At 36.5% G+C, this 18,539-nt stretch carries 17 protein-coding genes; 2 read left to right on the forward strand and 15 right to left on the reverse strand.

The window, feature by feature from the left end; translation table 11 throughout:
* Nucleotides 1-80 precede the first annotated feature (80 nt).
* The 9 genes from ABC374_RS11985 to ABC374_RS12025 form a co-directional block, all read right to left on the reverse strand.
* Nucleotides 81-1,868 (reverse strand): ABC transporter ATP-binding protein, encoded by a 1,788-nt coding sequence (locus ABC374_RS11985; RefSeq protein ID WP_413017957.1) that lies wholly within the window; start codon nucleotides 1,866-1,868, stop codon nucleotides 81-83.
* Between the two features lies 1 nt (nucleotide 1,869).
* Nucleotides 1,870-3,051, reverse strand: a complete 1,182-nt coding sequence (locus tag ABC374_RS11990; protein WP_413017959.1) for a nucleotidyltransferase domain-containing protein — start codon at nucleotides 3,049-3,051, stop codon at nucleotides 1,870-1,872.
* Nucleotides 3,052-3,065: 14 nt separating this feature from the next.
* A complete protein-coding gene (locus ABC374_RS11995; RefSeq protein ID WP_350298883.1) occupies nucleotides 3,066-3,521 on the reverse strand; it encodes a lasso peptide biosynthesis B2 protein in 456 nt (151 codons plus the stop codon).
* 33 nt (nucleotides 3,522-3,554) lie between these two features.
* A complete protein-coding gene (locus ABC374_RS12000) occupies nucleotides 3,555-3,854 on the reverse strand; it encodes a lasso peptide biosynthesis PqqD family chaperone (protein ID WP_350298884.1) in 300 nt (99 codons plus the stop codon).
* On the reverse strand, nucleotides 3,847-4,785 hold the full coding sequence (locus tag ABC374_RS12005; RefSeq protein WP_413017962.1) for an aldolase: 939 nt from the start codon (nucleotides 4,783-4,785) through the stop codon (nucleotides 3,847-3,849). Before ABC374_RS12005 ends, ABC374_RS12000 begins: the two co-directional genes overlap by 8 nt.
* Before the next feature lie 90 nt (nucleotides 4,786-4,875).
* On the reverse strand, nucleotides 4,876-5,001 hold the full coding sequence (locus tag ABC374_RS12010) for a paeninodin family lasso peptide (RefSeq protein WP_413017964.1): 126 nt from the start codon (nucleotides 4,999-5,001) through the stop codon (nucleotides 4,876-4,878).
* Between the two features lie 14 nt (nucleotides 5,002-5,015).
* Nucleotides 5,016-6,938: an asparagine synthase-related protein gene (locus ABC374_RS12015; RefSeq protein ID WP_413017966.1), complete on the reverse strand. Its 1,923-nt coding sequence runs from the start codon at nucleotides 6,936-6,938 to the stop codon at nucleotides 5,016-5,018.
* 545 nt (nucleotides 6,939-7,483) lie between these two features.
* Nucleotides 7,484-8,389, reverse strand: a complete 906-nt coding sequence (locus tag ABC374_RS12020) for a hypothetical protein (RefSeq protein ID WP_413017968.1) — start codon at nucleotides 8,387-8,389, stop codon at nucleotides 7,484-7,486.
* 238 nt (nucleotides 8,390-8,627) lie between these two features.
* A complete protein-coding gene (locus ABC374_RS12025; protein WP_350298888.1) occupies nucleotides 8,628-9,521 on the reverse strand; it encodes a selenium metabolism-associated LysR family transcriptional regulator in 894 nt (297 codons plus the stop codon).
* Nucleotides 9,522-9,654: 133 nt separating this feature from the next.
* On the opposite strand from ABC374_RS12025, the gene ABC374_RS12030 reads away from it, so the two are divergent.
* Nucleotides 9,655-10,680: a YeiH family protein gene (locus ABC374_RS12030; RefSeq protein WP_413020329.1), complete on the forward strand. Its 1,026-nt coding sequence runs from the start codon at nucleotides 9,655-9,657 to the stop codon at nucleotides 10,678-10,680.
* A 23-nt stretch (nucleotides 10,681-10,703) separates the two neighbouring features.
* Here the strand turns inward: ABC374_RS12030 and speD are convergent, their stop codons facing one another.
* The 6 genes from speD to ABC374_RS12060 all read right to left on the reverse strand — a co-directional run bounded on the left by speD (nucleotide 10,704) and on the right by ABC374_RS12060 (nucleotide 17,277).
* Nucleotides 10,704-11,540, reverse strand: a complete 837-nt coding sequence (gene speD / locus ABC374_RS12035; protein WP_095391141.1) for an adenosylmethionine decarboxylase — start codon at nucleotides 11,538-11,540, stop codon at nucleotides 10,704-10,706.
* Nucleotides 11,541-12,463: 923 nt separating this feature from the next.
* A complete protein-coding gene (locus ABC374_RS12040) occupies nucleotides 12,464-13,126 on the reverse strand; it encodes an ABC transporter permease (RefSeq protein ID WP_096339450.1) in 663 nt (220 codons plus the stop codon).
* Nucleotides 13,127-13,143: 17 nt separating this feature from the next.
* Entirely contained in the window at nucleotides 13,144-14,061 is a 918-nt protein-coding gene (locus ABC374_RS12045) for an osmoprotectant ABC transporter substrate-binding protein (RefSeq protein WP_350298890.1), read from the reverse strand.
* An 11-nt stretch (nucleotides 14,062-14,072) separates the two neighbouring features.
* A complete protein-coding gene (locus tag ABC374_RS12050; RefSeq protein ID WP_133346510.1) occupies nucleotides 14,073-14,726 on the reverse strand; it encodes an ABC transporter permease in 654 nt (217 codons plus the stop codon).
* Between the two features lie 12 nt (nucleotides 14,727-14,738).
* Nucleotides 14,739-15,893, reverse strand: coding sequence for a betaine/proline/choline family ABC transporter ATP-binding protein (locus tag ABC374_RS12055; protein WP_413017972.1), 1,155 nt, complete (start codon nucleotides 15,891-15,893; stop codon nucleotides 14,739-14,741).
* Nucleotides 15,894-16,101: 208 nt separating this feature from the next.
* Nucleotides 16,102-17,277 (reverse strand): acyl-CoA dehydrogenase family protein, encoded by a 1,176-nt coding sequence (locus tag ABC374_RS12060; protein WP_413017974.1) that lies wholly within the window; start codon nucleotides 17,275-17,277, stop codon nucleotides 16,102-16,104.
* Nucleotides 17,278-17,747: 470 nt separating this feature from the next.
* On the opposite strand from ABC374_RS12060, the gene ABC374_RS12065 reads away from it, so the two are divergent.
* A complete protein-coding gene (locus tag ABC374_RS12065; RefSeq protein WP_350298893.1) occupies nucleotides 17,748-18,380 on the forward strand; it encodes a 2OG-Fe(II) oxygenase in 633 nt (210 codons plus the stop codon).
* Nucleotides 18,381-18,539 lie beyond the last annotated feature (159 nt).

The raw sequence follows: 18,539 nt of genomic DNA on the forward strand, positions 1-18,539 counted from the left end.
TTTCCTATGAATATATCCTTATTTTAGTTCTTTATAAAGAACGAGTCAACTAGTTATCTACTTTTATTTTAGAAATTCTTTCATGAATTTATCGTATCCACTTCTCTTGTTAGCAATTGTTTAAATAAACCTCTTTCTTTAGACAACTCACTATATTCACCGTTCTGTAAAATTTCACCTTTCTCTAATACGATGACTTGATCGGCATTCCTTATGGTGCTTAAACGGTGTGCAATGACAATGATGGTCATGCGGCCCTGTAAAGTTTCGATAGCTTTTTGAATTTTGGCTTCAGTGTCGTTATCAAGGGCGCTGGTAGCTTCATCCAAAACCAGAATCGATGGTTTACGTAATATAGCCCTTGCTAGAACTAGTCTCTGTCTTTCTCCCCCGGATAACCTAATGCCTCTATCCCCAATTACCGTATCTATATTTTGAGGCAATTTAATCACAAAATCAGCTGCGGCAGAAAATTCCAATGCTCCCCATATTTGTTGGTCGCTTGCCTTCGGATCGACTAAAAGCAAATTCTCCTTTATACTTCCATTGAATAAAAATGGATCTTGGGAAACATAACTAATCGATTTCCTTAAACCGATTAAATCTTTTCTAGAAAGTTTTTTACCATCAACTATAATCTCTCCCACATCAGGGAGCATGAGGCCCATTATTAGATCGATTAATGTGCTTTTACCTGCCCCGGATGGACCAACGATAGCCGTCAACCTATTAGCGGGTATTGCTATATTGATATTTTGCAGAGTATAGTCTGCTTCAGTTTTGTTATAACGAAAAAAAAGATCATGACATTCCAGTTTTTGTTCGATGACAATTGGCATGATATTCTCAAGACTATAAGCCTCTTTGTAGCCTTTCGCTTCACCTTCTATTTTCATAATGGATTTGAAAGCTGGTAAAGTTGAAGAAATATTTTCCATATTGCTTTGTATGGCTGTAAATCTAGGCCATAACCTTGAAAAAATAAGGATAATGAGTAAAAGTTCTTCCTGTTGAGCAGCAAAAAGTGTAATGGATAAAAAAACGAAAGATGCAATTAATAAGGCAGATGATACTTTATATGATAATTGAGATTTTGTGTTTAATTTAATATACTCAACTTGCTCGTTGTTCATTTCCTTAGTTAAAGAACTGATCCAATTTACATGTGATTTCTCTAAATGATAGCTTTTTATATCCTTAATTCCATTTAACTGATCGGTAACGCTGGCTAAATATCTTAGTGCTAATTGAGACGTCCTACTTCCTAATGACTTAGCTTTTCGGATGAATTTCCTTGAAAATAAGGCCAGGACCAAACCAGCAACCAAAACGAATATTGTAATTTTCGGAGCTAACCAAAACGCCACACAAATTTGAATGAAAGTAAAGATCACTGAGGCTAATAATTGTAAGATTAAATTAATTCCTGCACTAACTCGTGCTAAATCGTTTGTCATGATATTTATTAAATCCGATTTCCGTGTTTTAATAAAGAACTCCCAGTTGGCATGTAATAATGACTGATACAATTGAATCCTTAAATGACTTATATATGCTTGCTGCATTCTCACATCACGTATTGTAAGATTTCGTTGCAGGATGTTTTGGAGAATCACTAAAACAATATAAAAACCTAAAATAATTGATAGACTTATCATTTTAGGTATCTCGACTATCCATGAGAGCGTGGAAGGAAGATTATTTGATAGATCTATATCTATAATTCCACTAACACTTATCATCGGTACTAATAAAAGAATGCCTACACTGTCCAATAAGCTAACAATGACCATTCCTAGCATATTGATAAAAAGTATTTTCCCTGTGAAAGTGTATAGCCTTTTGAAAAAGAACCACAGCTGTTTCATCTTATCCTCCTATGACATTTCGTATTCTCGTTTTTCTCCAAAACCATAAAAAAGGCCTCAAAGGAAAATATAAAAAATGGAGCTTTTGAGGCAACGGCAAGGTTTTTGTATCCTCAAAATAAGGATGAAGAAAACTGAGGATGAATAACAGTTTATTCTGAAATGACATGAGTGAAAATAGATGCTTTTTATGATAACTAGCAATCTCTTCAGATAGTGGTTCATCATGAAGGTTAATGAATCGTTTAATATAAAATAGTGCTTCTTGTGCCAATCGATTGGAACGGTATTTTAATGTAAGATCGTTTACTTCCTTGTATATCGGTGTATTTAACAATTGGGAAGTCAGGACTAATGTTTGACCTGCAACATGCATATATTGATATTTTTTTAGCAGGCTAATGATTTTATCCCAATCCAATTTTTTTTGGCAAAGTCGGTCGATATCCACTAGCCAGCGAAGGCGTGACCATCCATGACGTGCCCCATGTGAAGTTAGAAATAAAAAGAGATCCTCATTACCTAAACAATATATCGGATATGAAGTAGTTAGTGAGCTAACCCTTTTTCTTAGCCATAATTCATTAAAAGTTGGTTCCTTGGCTGGACCTGGGTTTAAACGCCAATGAATTTCAAGTTTAATCTCTTTCTCGGTATGAAAATAGACAAAATGATGATGGCGCCACTTCCAATCATTTAATACGGTTTGTATATATTCATCTTTTACATATCCCATTTGAATTAAAAGGGACTCGATCTTTTCTAGATCATCGATGTTAACCAAAATATCAACATCACTTGACGTCCTTTGGGATATACCTCCATATAAGTCAGCTGCCAGTATAGGTCCTTTTAAAAAAAGCGTCGAAATTTCATTTTCAAAAACAACTCGGGAAATTCTTTCGATTTCCCCACTTAGCTTTAACATTTTAAAGGTGTTTTTTTGATAATCGTAGTACATCGATTGAGTTATAGGTGCAGGAATATAATTTGCGGATTTTAGTTTTGGATAAATAAGTGGGTAAACCCGATGATGCCTGGCTAGTTTCAAGAACAAATTCCAATCAAGGTTTTGTTCTACATTAAATGGAAACTGCTTGTTTGTTTCACTTTTCAGACAATCCAATAAAAACTTTAATTCATTAGATATGCTTGAAGAATCGAAATTGGTTTTGTCATTCATTTAATTCCCTCTTTTTAAGCTTTTTTTGTTTTAGCGAATTTCCCGACAACAATGAATTTACCCATTTCTTCTGCGCCCGTTACATAATACGGACCACTCCGCAACCAAGCATGAGCAATCAAATCACCTTTTTCATCTCTTGCCGTGCCAAAGTAAACTGTACTTTCCATTCCTCTTCTTTCAAGCATTTTCATTCCAGCTACCGCCTTAACTAAACATTGGCTCTCCCAGAATGTATAACGGCTCATGATATGTATGGCATCTGAAATATTCTTGATTACTTCTTTATCTAAATATTTTATAGAATAGCTGGTTTCTTCCATGTGGTTTCCCAATAATCGGGCACTCTTAATAAATGGAAACAATTTAAAAATACGGCCCACTGCTAAAAAAAATAAAGCTTCAAACAATAACCCCTTCATGCTCCTATTGAATGATATGAACGTGTTAATTTTTTTATAAAGATTCATATTTTGCCCCTATATAAACTGGAATATAAATGCTTAAATTTCAGCTGGTAAGATAATTAATCCCTCATTATATAAATCACTTAAAAACGATAACACTTCTTCTTCGCATTCTTGTTGACTGACGTCATACTGTGAAATCAATTTATCTAGTAAGTCACTAATTATAATTGGTTTTTCAATTAAACTCCAAATTTCCCCACCTAGAACTCCCAGATTATAATAATTCCCTTTTTCAATGCTAAGCATGACCAATTCCCCATCCATATCACTAACAATATTTCCCTGGCTTTGAGTAATTACTTTATTTTTTGATAGAACTGATGCGTTAATCATTTATTTTCTCTCCTTTAATTACACTTAGAACCGTGGTTACAATTTCGTGGGCTGTGAATGTTGAGGTTGGACGACTTAATCGATAAATCGGCACGGAATTCATACACTTTGCACAAATCTTGAAATGCCAATCCATCATATGCATTCTTTCAATTAGAGATCGTCTATAGGTATGTTCGTGCATTACTTGAAATCGATGAAGCTTTTCAATAGTTTGAAGTTCAATCGATTCTATATCAGCTCCAACTAATTCGAATATCCCTCCAAGTGGCAAAGGTTTGTTATAGAAGTCTGCTTGCACTGGTATCGAAAATTTTGTCGTCCTATCGAATAAAGGTTGGTAATCAGTTGAATTCAATCCAAAAGCGTTTAAACTTTCCTGCCATAACTTTTGTTGAGGGTATGAGGGGTTAACCCATGGCTGGTTTTCCTCCATTAGAGATATTGCCACTACATCATCACTTAAAAGTTTATACCCCTTGTTTACGAAAGAGGAAGCTAGAGTAGATTTGCCAGCTCCTGATTCACCAATAAAAGCATATGCTTTTCCTTCAATCGCTATTGCACTTCCATGCAGTGGCAATACCCTTTTTTGCATCAATAAAATTCCTAAACAGCTTCCTAAAATATAAAGCCGAATTTTATCGTCGTTATCATTGCCGTAAGTTGAAAACGTAATGGTTTTCCCACCTTCTATTGAAAAAACAGCGAGTCCCGGCACTTCGAACATAACCTGATTTCCTTCAACGATAAAACCTCTACTATTTAAAGGGTTTATTTCAGACCAAACATTTGATAAATCTTTCTTTGTGATCGTTAAATCTACTTCCCTCTCTTTATCTGTTACTTGCTCTAATTCAGGTAGGGGCAGTTCACTTTCTACAATTAACCCAAATGTGGTATACGTATATGTTTTTTTGGTGCTTAACATTCTTCTTCACTCCAAACATATCATCACTTTTTTCAATAGAAACCCTTACACTTTCAAGGTGTAAGGGCTTTAATCCTCTTTAAATGAAACTCAACTGTATTTTACCGGATCATCCGGATCTGGTTGAACCGCATCCGGAAGTCTCCTTCCTGGTCCAGCCATTGTCAAATTAACATTAAGTATTTCTAATTTTGGTTTTTCCCATTCTTGTTTCATCGTTTCACCTCCCTTCAAAAATGTTTTTTTATAAATCGTGACACGATTATGCTTCGCATTAAAATCCTGAAATCATCATCAAACACTTTTTCTGGAAGAGGGTTTTGTTCGACGCTACTAAGTGCTTTTCTAACTTCCTCCATATTTAAAAATTCGGACATGACTTCATCTTTACTAAGACTATGCATTTCATCTATGAAAGAACTCCATGATGATGCCATCCTATGAATTCCATCTGATCCTTGTATTCCGCGCGTTTTATTATTCAGCCTAACATTATCAGGCAGATAGTCCTTAGTGGCCCTTCTTATTAAGGAGCGATCCTGACCATTTAATACATATTGTGATTCTGGAACTGAATTGCAAAATTGGATGATACGCAGATCGTTAGTTGGATCACGTTCAGCTATAGAATGTCTTAAGGATAGCTTGGTGGAAATATTCCCATTGATATTCCAATAGTATAATTGTTCAAATTGAGTTCTTTTCATAGTAAAAACATTTTGTCTAATGGTACCTTTAACATCAATGTTATGTTCTTCTAATTTGGTGAATACTTTCGTTCTTCTTGCGAATTCAGGGTTTATTAACATTGGATAAGGTTCTCCTGCTGAGGATAATGATGGGAAGGCTTTTTTTCTTACCTCTGTCATAACTCTTGATTTGTTCACTCCATGATTTTCACAGAATGAATGTAATTCTTTGTAAAAGTGAACCAGTTTAAACTGCTTTAATAAACTAGCTTGATAGTCTAAAGCATGTCCCCATGATATGGTCCAATTACCTCTTTGACCATTTAGTAGCACCCTGATATTCTCTTGTGCAGCTTTTTCATAAATTCCTTTTAACCAAAAACTATTTTCATAATATTTATAAGGCATTTCTAGCACTTCAAGCCAATCATCCACCTCTGATAAAGGGCTTTTATCTTTAAAATCCAAATAGTGATCCCTGATATTTCCTACATGTTCAACAGTAGAAGAAATGAAAGGCCTTTCATCAGCTACTCTGCTTTTAGGAGTCCAATCGACAAAATCCTCAACTGGTACATAGCTGTATGTATATAACTGTTTTTTTTGCTCATCTAAAGCCCTGGCTGCAAAGCTAACGACGGATCCAGAGTCCAGTCCTCCACTTAAATGTGAACCAATATTAAATGTGGTCCTTAATTTGGATCTCACTACTTTATCGAAAACTTCTCTGAAAGCTTCCTCATATTCTTCATTAGTCTTTAACTTTAGCTTCACTTCGTTTTTAATAAAGGAATAACGTGAAAACGTTATATTTCCATCAATGATCGTTATTGAATGTGAAGGGGATATCTGTTTAATGTTTTGATAAACTGTTGAAGAGGAATCTACTGATTCCACATTAATGGGAATGGCCAAAAACTCCGATAACCACTCCTCATTCAATCTCTTTTCTATATATGGCAAATTAAGCAACGGTTCAACCGTAGTACAAAATGCTAATTTATCTTGATTTTTAAAAAAATAAAGAGTGCGACTTCCTGAAAAGTCACGAGCTCCAAACAATTTGCGTTGTTTTTGATCCCAAATCATGAAAGCAAATTCACCAACCAAATACTTTGGTGTTTCCTCTTCCCACTTATAATAGGCAAGCAGAATCAATTGGCTATCCGTCATATTCAGTCGGTCAGAATTCTTAACCTGTAATCGTTCAAATAATTCTTCCCGATTATCAATGATTGCGTCGGCGGTAATGGCAAGCTGTCTGGCATAATCATAAAATGGCAGAGTTTCATTCACCGATTCAGGGGTAATCCATTGATTATGGCAGCCAAATAGGACTCTCTCATCATTCCATATTTGAATGCTGTCTGCCGGAAATTTATGTAATGATTTCATTAATATATCCACATGATGGAGATTGATTGGTTCTTGGTTTAAATGATAGAGGCCAGCGATTGCACTCATATTTTTCCTCCTGCCGGTGAATGCTCAAGATAAAATACATCATATGATATGTACTTAAAAAAGAACTTCCCAAACCATAATTCTTGTAAGCTTTCAATATTCGTTCTTTATAAAGAACGCCTATGTATAAAGTACCACCTTCGTTAATCAACTGTCAATATACAACAAATATATTTTACGAATATTTTGATTTTCCTTTTTTATTGACATTTATTTTATTTTTCGGAAATCATCTTTTAATACTATATTGAACGCGGAACATCATAAAGGAAACAACATTAACATTTTTTAATAAATTGAGGTTTTTCATGAAATTTTATCCATCATATGAATATACTAATCTATAAGGGGAGTGATTCAGATAGCTTTTTTAAATGCCTTCAATAATTTTAAAAATGGGAAAAAGTCTAAGAAAATAAAGAACATGGATTTTCGGGAACAGCATGTCAATAAATCATCTGAGCTCATTGGGAACAATGAAATTGTCCAAAATATAATTAACAATCACCTTTCCAAAAAAAATAACCACTTGTAGGGTGGTTTTTTTAATTATTATGGGGAATGGTTTCATTCTTTTCCAACTTCTCGCTCGCTTCGTAAATATAGTTATATTGTAAATAGTAATCGTAAATGACGTTTTGCAGGATTTTTAGCAGTGATTTATCGAATGTATCAAATTCAGTTTGATAACTATTTAAGACAGTGACGAATTTCCCGTCCATGTTTTCGAAATAAAAAAGAAGGAAATTCTTGTAATATTCACTATCGCTGTTACTTTTATTCGTAATGCACGGATCGCCGGTTTGAATGGACTTATCAAGCATCGCTTTGATGGATTTAGGCAGCTTTGCTTTTTTGAACTGGTTCAGGGTATAGATATCATAGGTAAAGGAAAGTCCTAATTGATCGGAATAAAAATCCACGGCACAGTCCAATGTATAGACTAAGGGTGCTTTAAAATCCTTGCTGTTGGCAATTTCCTCTGATATCTCCAATTGAAATTCCTCGGATGTTAAATACGCAGCAAATTTCATTTTTGAACTGCTCATGCTGAATACTTCATAAACGGCTGCATCTTGTTTTTCAATTTCAATTTCGATATTAAAAAATTTAAAGTGTTTTAAACGGTAAAAAGCAATCGGTGCTAATAGGAAAAGCAATATCCAAACTAGGTAAAGAAATAACGTGTTAAAGATGATTTGATAAAATTCAGATGTTACGATCGGTTCGATGATTAACGATATCAATGTATGTTCAAAGCCTTGAGAAACAGGGGGGGCAGGTACAACGGTTTCCTCTGGCTTTTTCAAAGTTTGGATACCTAAATGAGCCATCGCAACTAGCGTATAAACAAAAATTAAAATTGTTCCAATCACATAAAATTTCGGCATGAATCCAATAATCCTGTCGAAAACAGAAATCCGTTTATCTTTCTGCTCCTCTATAGCCAATGTGGTTGCTCCTTTTAAGATTATTAATATCAGGAAAAGTCTACAGGGACTTAGAACTTCCTGGAGACTGCCTATTAAATTTATATGTTTGCTATTATGTTAAAATACGTAAAATTCGTTTAATCATTGACATATTCCAAATTACTTTCGACGTTTTCATTAAAATTAATAATATTTCGTCGTTAAAAATGCCCAACCTCTTCATTGAAAATGAAAGGATGAGCAAATGTTTAAGGTTTTATTTAGGACGGCCCTTTATCGCAAATTCTTCGACCTTCCTTAAAAACAACTCCATGGCTTTTGATGCTTCGAAGTCCAACTTTTTCACGATCGAAAAAGGTCTTATAATGGGCTCATTTTTCAAATGGAAGGTTTTCAATTCATTGGACTTCAATTCTTTTTGTACAGTCAATCGGGATAAAAGGGCAATGCCAAGCCCAGCCATCACCGCTTCTTTCACTCCTTGGATACTGGTGAAAATAAAGGTTTTCTTTATGTCTAACTCCAGACTGCTGAGAAGTTTATCGGAATATGTACGGGTTCCCGATCCTTGCTCCCTTAGTACCCATGTTTGGTTTTGGAGCAAGGTGCCCTCGATGAGATCCATCTGTGAAAGTGGATGATCAGGGGGGACGACAACTATCATCTCGTCATTCATGAATGGTCTGACATCTATATCTTTATAATCCGTTTCACCTTCAATCAAGCCGATATCAAGCTTATTCGAACGTATTCCTTGAATGACATCATTTGAATTCGAGATGATGATTTGTATGTCCACCATCGGATATTGAGCCGCAAATTCTGCCAATACTTTTGGAAGGTAATATTCTCCTATCGTGAAGCTTGCACCTATTTTCATCGTTCCGCTAACCACGTTATTAAATTCATTTATTTCTCTTTTTGCTGTCTCATAATGATTAAGCATTTGCTTTGCATGTCTATACAAAATTTTTCCCGGCTCTGTTATTTGAACTTGTTTGGGAGAACGATAAATTAATTTCGTTCCTAACTCATTTTCCAGATTCCTTATGTGAAGACTGACTCCTGGCTGCGACAGGTTCAGAATGTCCCCTGCTCTTGAAAAGTTTTTCTGTTCGATTACGGTTACGAATACTTTTAATGGATCCATGGTTACCTCCCTATTTACCTATGCGTTTCATTTTATCATAAGTAGAAGTAATCATTGAAATAGCAAAAATATATTTCACTTATTTTTAATTAAGCTTTAAAGTTAAGGCATCAACATAGATGGAGTGATCACACTGGAACAAACAAAGGTTATAACTAAAAAACTTGGATTTACAAAAGGAATAGCATTGACTTTGCTAATTGCCATTGCAGCAAAATACTTAGCAGAGCTTCCATTCCTTCATATAATGGGACAGTTAGTCATTGCGATACTGATTGGTGTTGTTTGGAAATCGCTAATTGGCGTCCCAGCCTACGCCGTTGCAGGGACAAATTATTCAAGTAAAGTCCTTTTGAGAGTGGGCATTATCTTATTGGGCATGCGCTTGAACCTAAAGGATATTTTTAATGCCGGTCCGAAAACATTTGCAGTTGGTGCCATTAGTCTTGCATTTGGTATATTAGTAGTTTATGGATTGACCCGCCTATTTAAAGTTGAGAAAAAACTTGGCATATTGACAGCTTGCGGAACGGGAATTTGTGGAGCTGCTGCCATCCTGGCAATTTCCTCGCAAATAAAAGCAAAGGAAAAAGATACAGCAATAGCTGTAGCGACGGTTGCTGTTTTAGGCACAACCTTCACTTTCGGATATACGATCCTATATCCATTATTGCAGTTATCCGATCAAGGATATGGTATTTTTTCGGGTGCGACACTCCATGAAATTGCTCATGTCATCGCTGCAGCAGCTCCAGGGGGAAATGAGGCAGTCGACTTGGCAGTGGTGGTCAAATTGACAAGGGTGGCACTGCTCATTCCCGTTGCCATTTTAATTGGGTTCATCATGAATTGGAAAGACCGATCAACAGTTACCGGAAAGAAATTTTCCTGGAATTCCATTAAGATACCGTGGTTCATTTTTGGATTTTTAATAATGAGTGCCATTTACTCTACTGGTGCAGTTCCTGAACCTTTAGCTGATAAACTTGTTATGCTTTCCTATATCCTCATGGCTATGGCCATGGCAGGACTAGGATTGAATATTGACCTTGTAACTTTTAGAAAATATGGAGGTAAACCTTTTTTAGCTGGACTGATCGGCTCTATCTTATTGACATGCCTCGGGTATGTATTGGTGCAGGCATTCCATTTAAATTAACTTTTCAAAAAAACAAGCATCCCTTAATCGGCATGCTTGTTTTTTTCTATTGGATGCGGAACATTGGCACCATAAAAAATTTCATCCATCTCCGTTTGAAGCCTTTCTATAATTTCTTGCCTTTCCTCTTTATTCAGCTTTTCCTCTGTATAACCGAATAAGTAATTATTAATATCAAATCTTTTCAGCTTACATTTTGTATGGAATATATTTTCCTGGTATACATTCACATCAATCATGTCATATAAACCCTTTACTTCATCAGGAATATAGTTTTGAATGGAATTAATATCATGGTCAATAAACAATTTTCGCCCATCTTTATCTCTCGTAAAGCCTCTCACTCGGTAATCGATCGTGATAATGTCGGTATCGAAGGAATGAATGAGATAATTAAGGGCTTTAAGAGGTGATATTTCTCCACAAGTAGAGACATCAATATCGGCCCTGAATGTGCTAATGCCTTCATTTGGGTGGTATTCAGGGTATGTATGTACGGTAATATGGCTTTTATCCAGTTGCATGACCACATTATCAGGTAAAGGTCCTGGTGATTCCTCATAAGTCCCCATAGGTACTTCGACGACAGGTCCTTCTGAAACAAGAATGGTTACACTGGCGCCTTGAGGGACATAATCCTGTTTGGCCGTATTTAAGACATGCGCCCCTATTAAATCCGCAACATTGTGCAAGATCTTCGAAAGCCGCTCTGCATTATATTGTTCATCGATATAATCCAGGTAGGCCTCCCTCTCTTCCCTGGTTTTTGTGTAACAAATATCATACATATTAAAGCTTAAAGATTTCGTAAGATTATTAAAGCCATGAAGTTCAATACGCTGCTCTGGTGTAAGTTTCATGATTGATTCCCCTTATATTTTTTTAGTACTATCCTTATAGTTACCCTTTTTCTGAAATAAAAAACTAAGCAGGCAGGGCTCAACTTCCATCTTCTAAAAGGAAAAAGTTATTTTCTGGTAAATAAACCTGATAAAAAGAGCCATTGCATCAGCATTGGCTCTGAGTCTGTAGACAACCGTTAAAATGAGTTTGCCTATAGTTTCTTCATGGCTTGTACATTTTGAACGTTGATTTCCGTTCCAGGCACTCGCTTTCCGCGGGCGGTCCGGGAGCCTCCTCGGCTTGTGCCTGCGGGGTCTCCCCTAGACGCGCTTTTCCCGCAGGAGTCTCGCACACCCGCTCCAATCAACTTTGTTATAAAATTTAGATAGAAACCATACCTGAGAGTTGAAGGCGTTGCTTCAAATCAGTTGTTTTGGAAACATCACTTGAGGAAAGATTCTATTAAACGAAGCAATCACACCTGCTTTACCCCTATACGTTCTCGCACAAAAGAAGGATTCTTTCACAACAAAAATGACTTTGTTTACGATGAACACCTTGATTGTTAATGTTACCTTTGCCCCTTCGGACGAAATTTTTAATTACTCAACAATTAAAGAAGGTTATCGCGAGTATCGCCAAAACAAATTAGTGCAACATGCTCATCTTTATCACGATGTACAGAAAGCAAAGACCATCAAAAGGTAGTGACACGGCATCTGGCAAGCTTATTAGAAGAAGCAGATTATCTGCGGGAATCATCAAGGTGTAAAACCTATATATGCGAAACGAAAAGTAACGAGCGTATTTTCGCAGATGCAACAGAAAACCAAAGGGAATTTTAAAAGGGGTTCGGAATTTTTTTAATTCCGAACCCCTTTTGCCTAGAAATTGAGAGCCGTTTCATCAGCATTGGCTCTTTAATTGTCTTGATTTTGTTCTATGCAGTATGAATTTTTTTCTTTTTTATCGGTGAAAGAATTCGTTCCAGCCATCCGAGTATAAGATCTGAGAGAATGGCCATCAATGCCGTCGGGATTGCTCCTGCAAGTATGATTGCCGTTCCATTTGAAGCATTCGTTCCCCTGACAATGATATCCCCCAGTCCGCCTGCCCCTACGAATGTACCGACAGCAGTTACTCCAATTGCAACGACAAGCGCTGTACGTAAGCCAGCCATGATGACAGACAGAGATAATGGCAGTTCGACCATTCTTAGTAACTGCAGCTTCGTCATCCCCATTGCCTTTCCAGATTCTAAATAAGCATGATCTATACTTGTAATACCGACATAAGTGTTCCTCAGGATCGGCAGTAAGGAATATAAAAACAATGATAAGATTACTGTATTTGTTCCTAACCCCATTACTAGCATCAAGAGTGCGAGCATAGCCAATGCTGGTGTGGTTTGTATGACATTCGTTATCGAAAATACCCAATTACTCAATTTCTTATGTTTAGCGATGAAAATGCCTATCGGGATGGCTACAATTGCTGCAAATAAAACCCCATATGCTGACATTAAAAAATGGCGATAAAATTCAGTAAGTACATACATCCAATTCTGTGAATAATAAGTTCCCAGCTGTTGCAAGGTTTCCATTAGTTTGCACCTCCCATTTATTCAAAATATTTATGTGCTTTAAGGAATTCTGAAGCTACGACCGATGGCTCCTTCAAGTTCCCATCAACTTCATAGTTCAGTTCCTGCATGGTTTCAGTAGTGATTTCGCCAATTAACTTATTAAGTTCATCTTCAATCTCAGGATATCGTTCCAATAATTCTTCGGTAACGACCGGTGAACAGTCATATGGTGGGAAATATTGTTTATCGTCTTCTAAAAGCTTCAAATCATTAACCTTAATCCGTCCGTCTGATGAGTATGCAAGAACAATATCCATCTGTCCATTTTTGACTGCATCGTATACCAGGCCAATCTGCATCGGATAAGTTTCCCCAAATTCCAATCCATATGTATCGACGAACCCTCTATAACCATCCCCTTTTCTTTTCAGCCAAGCACTATCTACACCTAACCTTAAATGATCTGCATCCTTTTCCAAATCAGATATTTTCTGATACCCTTTTTCCTCAGCCAATTCATTTGAAATCGTAAAGGCATACGTGTTATCGAACCCATAGGAATCAAAAAATTTGAACCCATATTGTTCTTTGAATTCCCTTTGAACAATTTCCATCGCCTTTACTGGATCCTTTTCGATTTCCTGTCCCAGGACACTCGTTAAATCCGTCCCTGTATATCGAGTTGCGGCAATGTCTATATCACCGGTCTCCATCGCTTTTTGCTGAACGAAATTGGAACCTAGATTTTTGATGATTTTCGTATCAAGTTCCGTATTCCTTTCAAGGAGTTGAGCAATCATGTTCGCAAGAATTTCGGATTCGGTCATGCTTTGGGCACCGATCTTGACAGTAGATTCAGAAGATGACCCTAAACCAGGTAAAGAACAACCGGTGATCATTAATGAACAAACTAAAAGGGCCATTAAAATTGTACGTCTCATTTTTTTATACATGGTAATCCTCCTCAAGCAACTTCCTTCATACCTTTCAATCCTTTTGGAACGACTTTTCGTTCAATGATCGAGAATACATAATCCACAAGGATAGCCATGATGATTACCGGAACTGCACCTGCGATGATATATTCTGTTTGGTATAAATTCAAACCGATAAAAATGTAATCTCCAAGTCCTCCGCCTCCAATAAAAGAAGCCAAGGTGGCCCACCCGATTAAATAGACGGAAGCCGTACGGATACCAGCCATAATGACTGAAAGTGCCAGCGGGAATTCTACCAGACGAATTCTCTCCCAGCTTGTCATTCCGATGCCGCGGCCGGATTCCAGCAGATTTTCATTCACGCCTTTAATGCCTGTGTATGTATTCCTGAGTATGGGTAAAACAGAGTAGAAAAATAACGCAATTATTGCGGGTGTTTTCCCAACGCCGAGGAAAGGAATGAAAAAGGCCAGGACTGCAAGGCTCGGCAGTGTCTGCATTATGTTTGCAATTCCGATTATTATCGAAGCGCTCCTTTTCATTCGGGTCAACATGATCCCTAATGGTACAGCAACTATTATTCCGAGGAAAACAGCGATCATGGATATATATAAGTGCTCCCATGCCTTATAAATCAATTCTTGCCAGTTCGTTTGTAAAAAATTGAGCAAAGCTTCCATCTGATTCACCTCCTAAAACATTTCTGCCATTTCTGCCATTTGATTTTCTTCCTCTCCCCAGATGCTGTCATATACGATGTCGACCAATGTTGCCCTAGTGACAATTCCGACCAAATGTTTATTCTGGTCAACCACCGGCACATATTTGAACCCTCGCTTTAAAATCTTTTGAACGGAATCACGGATTAAAGTATCCTGTTTCACTGAATAGATTTCAGTATTAATGACTTCACTGATAAATTTAGCTTTTTTTCGATATTCACTGATCGTTTCAACATCTACGAACCCTTTCAAAACATTTTGCTCATCGACCACAAGTAAAGAATCGACTCTTTTCTCCCGCATTATCGTTATAGCATCGGTAAGGGATTTTTCTTCTGTAATGGATATAGGGTTTCGACTCATGATTTGTTCGACCAACTCAACATTCGGTCTTGTTTGGAGCAATCGATCTTTGCCGATGAATTCTTCAACGAACTCATTGGCCGGGTTTCTTAGGATTTCATCCGGTGTTCCCACTTGGACTATTTCACCAGCCTTTAAGATGACGATCCTGTCGGCTAGCTTAATGGCTTCATCCATATCATGGGTAACAAAAACGATTGTTTTATCAAGTGTGCGCTGCAGATTTTTAAATTCCTCCTGAAGGGCATCGCGGGTGATTGGATCTAATGCGCCAAAAGGTTCATCCATTAAAATGAGTGGAGGATTGGAAGCAAGTGCTCTGAGAACGCCTATCCTTTGTTGCTGCCCGCCGCTCAATTCGTAAGGATACCTTTCCAGGTATTCGGGTCCCATATCGACAAGCTTAAGCAATTCCAGTGCGCGTTCCTTTTTTTTCTGTTCATTCCATTTTAGAAGTTTTGGAACGAGGGTGATATTTTCTAGAATCGTCATGTGAGGGAAAAGTCCGATTTGCTGGATAACGTACCCAATCTGTCTTCTTAGCTCGACTGGATCTTTATCCATGATATTTTCACCATTAATAAGTATTTTGCCTTCAGATGGTTCGATAAGGCGGTTAATCATTTTCATTGTCGTTGTTTTACCACATCCACTCGGACCAATGAAGCAAATGAACTCCCCTTTTTTAATATCCAAAGAAATATTCTTTACAGCTTTCTTTCCTCCCTTATAGATTTTCGATACATTTTCGATTTTTAACATAACAAGCACCTCCATCATTCGCATACAATTACAAATTTTACAAATATATTAATTTTTCATATGCACTGTCTCTTGTACCCATAAGATAAGCTGTATAAACCTTTTCATTTAAAAAACTAGTCATATGTAATTATATTGAAAAAATGGTATAAAAAAACCACCTCATTTTAATTGAGGCAGTTGATTGATTTAAAGTATTAATAATGAATTAAAACCCGATATTTTTAGCAATCAGAATTTTTACTGTTTCATCTGTCCCTGTAAAGAATGTTGACAAAGGAATGTCCCGGTGACGCCGGGTAATTTTATCGTCTTCCATATATCCGTATCCATCATGTAACTGCATGCACTTTTCAGATATTCGCTTAGACATCTCTGTTATCCAATATTTAGCCATCGATACTTCAGTAATGATATTCTCCCCAGTCATATGTTTACAGATCAACTCATCAACAAACGTCCTTCCCAGGTGAATATCGGTCGCTATTTCAGCAATGGTAAACTGTGCATTTTTAAATTTACTTATTTTCTTATCAAATGCTTTTTGTCTTTTTATAAAATTCATCGTTAAGTGAAGCATGTCTTTCGCTGCGATTAAGGACCTGATCGCACATATTAGTCTTTCCTGCTGCAGTTTTTGCATGATATATGAAAGACCCTTCCCTTCCTCACCAAGGAGGTTGCCAACAGGTACTAAAGCATCATCGAAAAAAAGCTCGGCTGTGTCTGATCTTCCCTGTCCTGCATTACCAAGCTTTCTTCCTCGTGAAAACCCTGACGTATCTTTATCAATGAGCAGCAAACTGATTCCGTCCTGAGAAGGAACAGCATTAAGATCAGTTTTGCATGCTACTATCATGAAGTCAGCTTTAAAACCATTTGTGACAAACGTTTTAGCTCCATTGACTATATAATACCCGTCTTTCTTGATGGCTGTGGTTTGAATATCCGCTATTTCCGAACCCATTCCCGGCTCTGTGAATGCAAATGCGGAAATCATTTCTCCTGTAATGGACTTTGGTAAATACCTTTGTTTTTGATCTATTGTTCCGAATGAAGCTATATAAGGGGCTACAACATCCGAATGAATGGATATTCCCCCTAAGGCTGATCCAACCATTTCCAATTCTTCTGTCAGCACAACTGAATATCCAAAATCTGCTCCTAACCCACCGAATTCCATATCAAGCCACGGACATAAAAATCCATTATCTCCAATCTTTTTCCAAAACGAGCAAGGTATCCCCCCTTCATTTTTCCATTGATCATAAAAGGGGACAGCCTCCTTGGCGAGGAATTCACGAATTGATTGTTTAAATAATAAGTGCTCTTCCGTTAGGAAGGAACGGGAATCATCTTTATTGATTGCCATCGTGCTAACCATGGGTTAACCTCCATTCGCTAATGGTTTTGTTAAATACATCAATGTGAAAATAACCTATAATCACTCCCACGAAAATATGTTAAATACCCAGATGTAAACGATTACAATAACACATCATCAAACAGTAAAAATGTTCCACAATATTCATGTTCAACAAAAGTATTGAATTCCCTTTAACAAATCTATTTTTTACCATTTTAATTATGTATTACTTAACTGCTTTGAATATGGTTTTATCATATATTCTACCGAGGTTATTTTTGGAATACTGATTGGAATAAATTAACACGACTTCTTTTTTAAATCCCATATCCCATTTTTTCGACAAAATGTTCAATTAAATTATCTCAATATAGATGTTAGCAGAATAAGAAACAGTTATATAACAACGTTTATGGTATAATTAACAGGGAAACCGCTTACAGAAACTAATTGTTCGGAAAATTCATTCTTTTAGGAGTCGATGAAAGTTGACAGTTAAAGAACAAACCATCTTTAATCATATTGGAAATAAAATTATAACAGAAGATCGAGAAATTAACGTAATTGCTAGATTAGAAGAACCTCTAATTGTAGTTTTAGGAAATGTTTTAAGTGAGGATGAATGTGACGAACTTATTAGATTGTCAAAAGACAAAATGCACCGTTCCAAAATTGGAGTTACACACGAGGTAAATGAAATAAGAACAAGCAGTAGCATGTTTTTTCAAGAAAATGAATTTGACATCATAACCAAAATTGAAAAAAGAATATCAACCATCATGAATATCCCCATTGAACATGGAGATGGTATTCAAATTCTTAAATATACTCCTGGTCAAGAATATAAAGCTCATTTTGATTTTTTTACATCTACAAGTCTGGCAGCAAAAAATAATAGAATTAGCACAATCATCATGTATTTAAATGATGTGGAGCATGGAGGGGAAACTTTTTTTCCTAAATTGAATTTTTCAGTGTCACCGCGAAAAGGAATGGCTGTATATTTCGAATATTTCTATAACGATAAAAACCTAAACGAACTAACTTTACACAGTGGAGCGCCAGTTATCACTGGTGAAAAATGGGTTGCAACACAATGGATGAGGAGACAAAAAAAATAGTCTGCAGCTTGATAATGTAAACGCTGGACTATAAATGTTTCAATTTTAGGTGCCAAATGAACTGAGGCACCTATTTGTTCATTTGGAATCTGTTTATTTAAAATGGCCAAATGAATGGAATCAAAATATTAATGTTCCCTTGAACTTCATAGCGCTCTG

The sequence above is a fragment of the Peribacillus phoenicis genome (assembly GCF_047238085.1).
Lineage (GTDB): Bacteria > Bacillota > Bacilli > Bacillales > DSM-1321 > Peribacillus.

Excerpts from the sequence above, each read along its gene's own strand:
- ABC374_RS11985 (WP_413017957.1), bottom strand. The coding sequence starts at position 1,868 with ATGAAACAGCTGTGGTTCTTTTTCAAAAGGCTATACACTTTCACAGGG.
- ABC374_RS11990 (WP_413017959.1), bottom strand. The coding sequence starts at position 3,051 with ATGAATGACAAAACCAATTTCGATTCTTCAAGCATATCTAATGAATTA.
- ABC374_RS11995 (WP_350298883.1), bottom strand. The coding sequence starts at position 3,521 with ATGAATCTTTATAAAAAAATTAACACGTTCATATCATTCAATAGGAGC.
- ABC374_RS12000 (WP_350298884.1), bottom strand. The coding sequence starts at position 3,854 with ATGATTAACGCATCAGTTCTATCAAAAAATAAAGTAATTACTCAAAGC.
- ABC374_RS12005 (WP_413017962.1), bottom strand. The coding sequence starts at position 4,785 with ATGTTAAGCACCAAAAAAACATATACGTATACCACATTTGGGTTAATT.
- ABC374_RS12010 (WP_413017964.1), bottom strand. The coding sequence starts at position 5,001 with ATGAAACAAGAATGGGAAAAACCAAAATTAGAAATACTTAATGTTAAT.
- ABC374_RS12015 (WP_413017966.1), bottom strand. The coding sequence starts at position 6,938 with ATGAGTGCAATCGCTGGCCTCTATCATTTAAACCAAGAACCAATCAAT.
- ABC374_RS12025 (WP_350298888.1), bottom strand. The coding sequence starts at position 9,521 with ATGGATCCATTAAAAGTATTCGTAACCGTAATCGAACAGAAAAACTTT.
- speD (WP_095391141.1), bottom strand. The coding sequence starts at position 11,540 with ATGAAACTTACACCAGAGCAGCGTATTGAACTTCATGGCTTTAATAAT.
- ABC374_RS12040 (WP_096339450.1), bottom strand. The coding sequence starts at position 13,126 with ATGGAAACCTTGCAACAGCTGGGAACTTATTATTCACAGAATTGGATG.
- ABC374_RS12045 (WP_350298890.1), bottom strand. The coding sequence starts at position 14,061 with ATGTATAAAAAAATGAGACGTACAATTTTAATGGCCCTTTTAGTTTGT.
- ABC374_RS12050 (WP_133346510.1), bottom strand. The coding sequence starts at position 14,726 with ATGGAAGCTTTGCTCAATTTTTTACAAACGAACTGGCAAGAATTGATT.
- ABC374_RS12055 (WP_413017972.1), bottom strand. The coding sequence starts at position 15,893 with ATGTTAAAAATCGAAAATGTATCGAAAATCTATAAGGGAGGAAAGAAA.
- ABC374_RS12060 (WP_413017974.1), bottom strand. The coding sequence starts at position 17,277 with ATGGTTAGCACGATGGCAATCAATAAAGATGATTCCCGTTCCTTCCTA.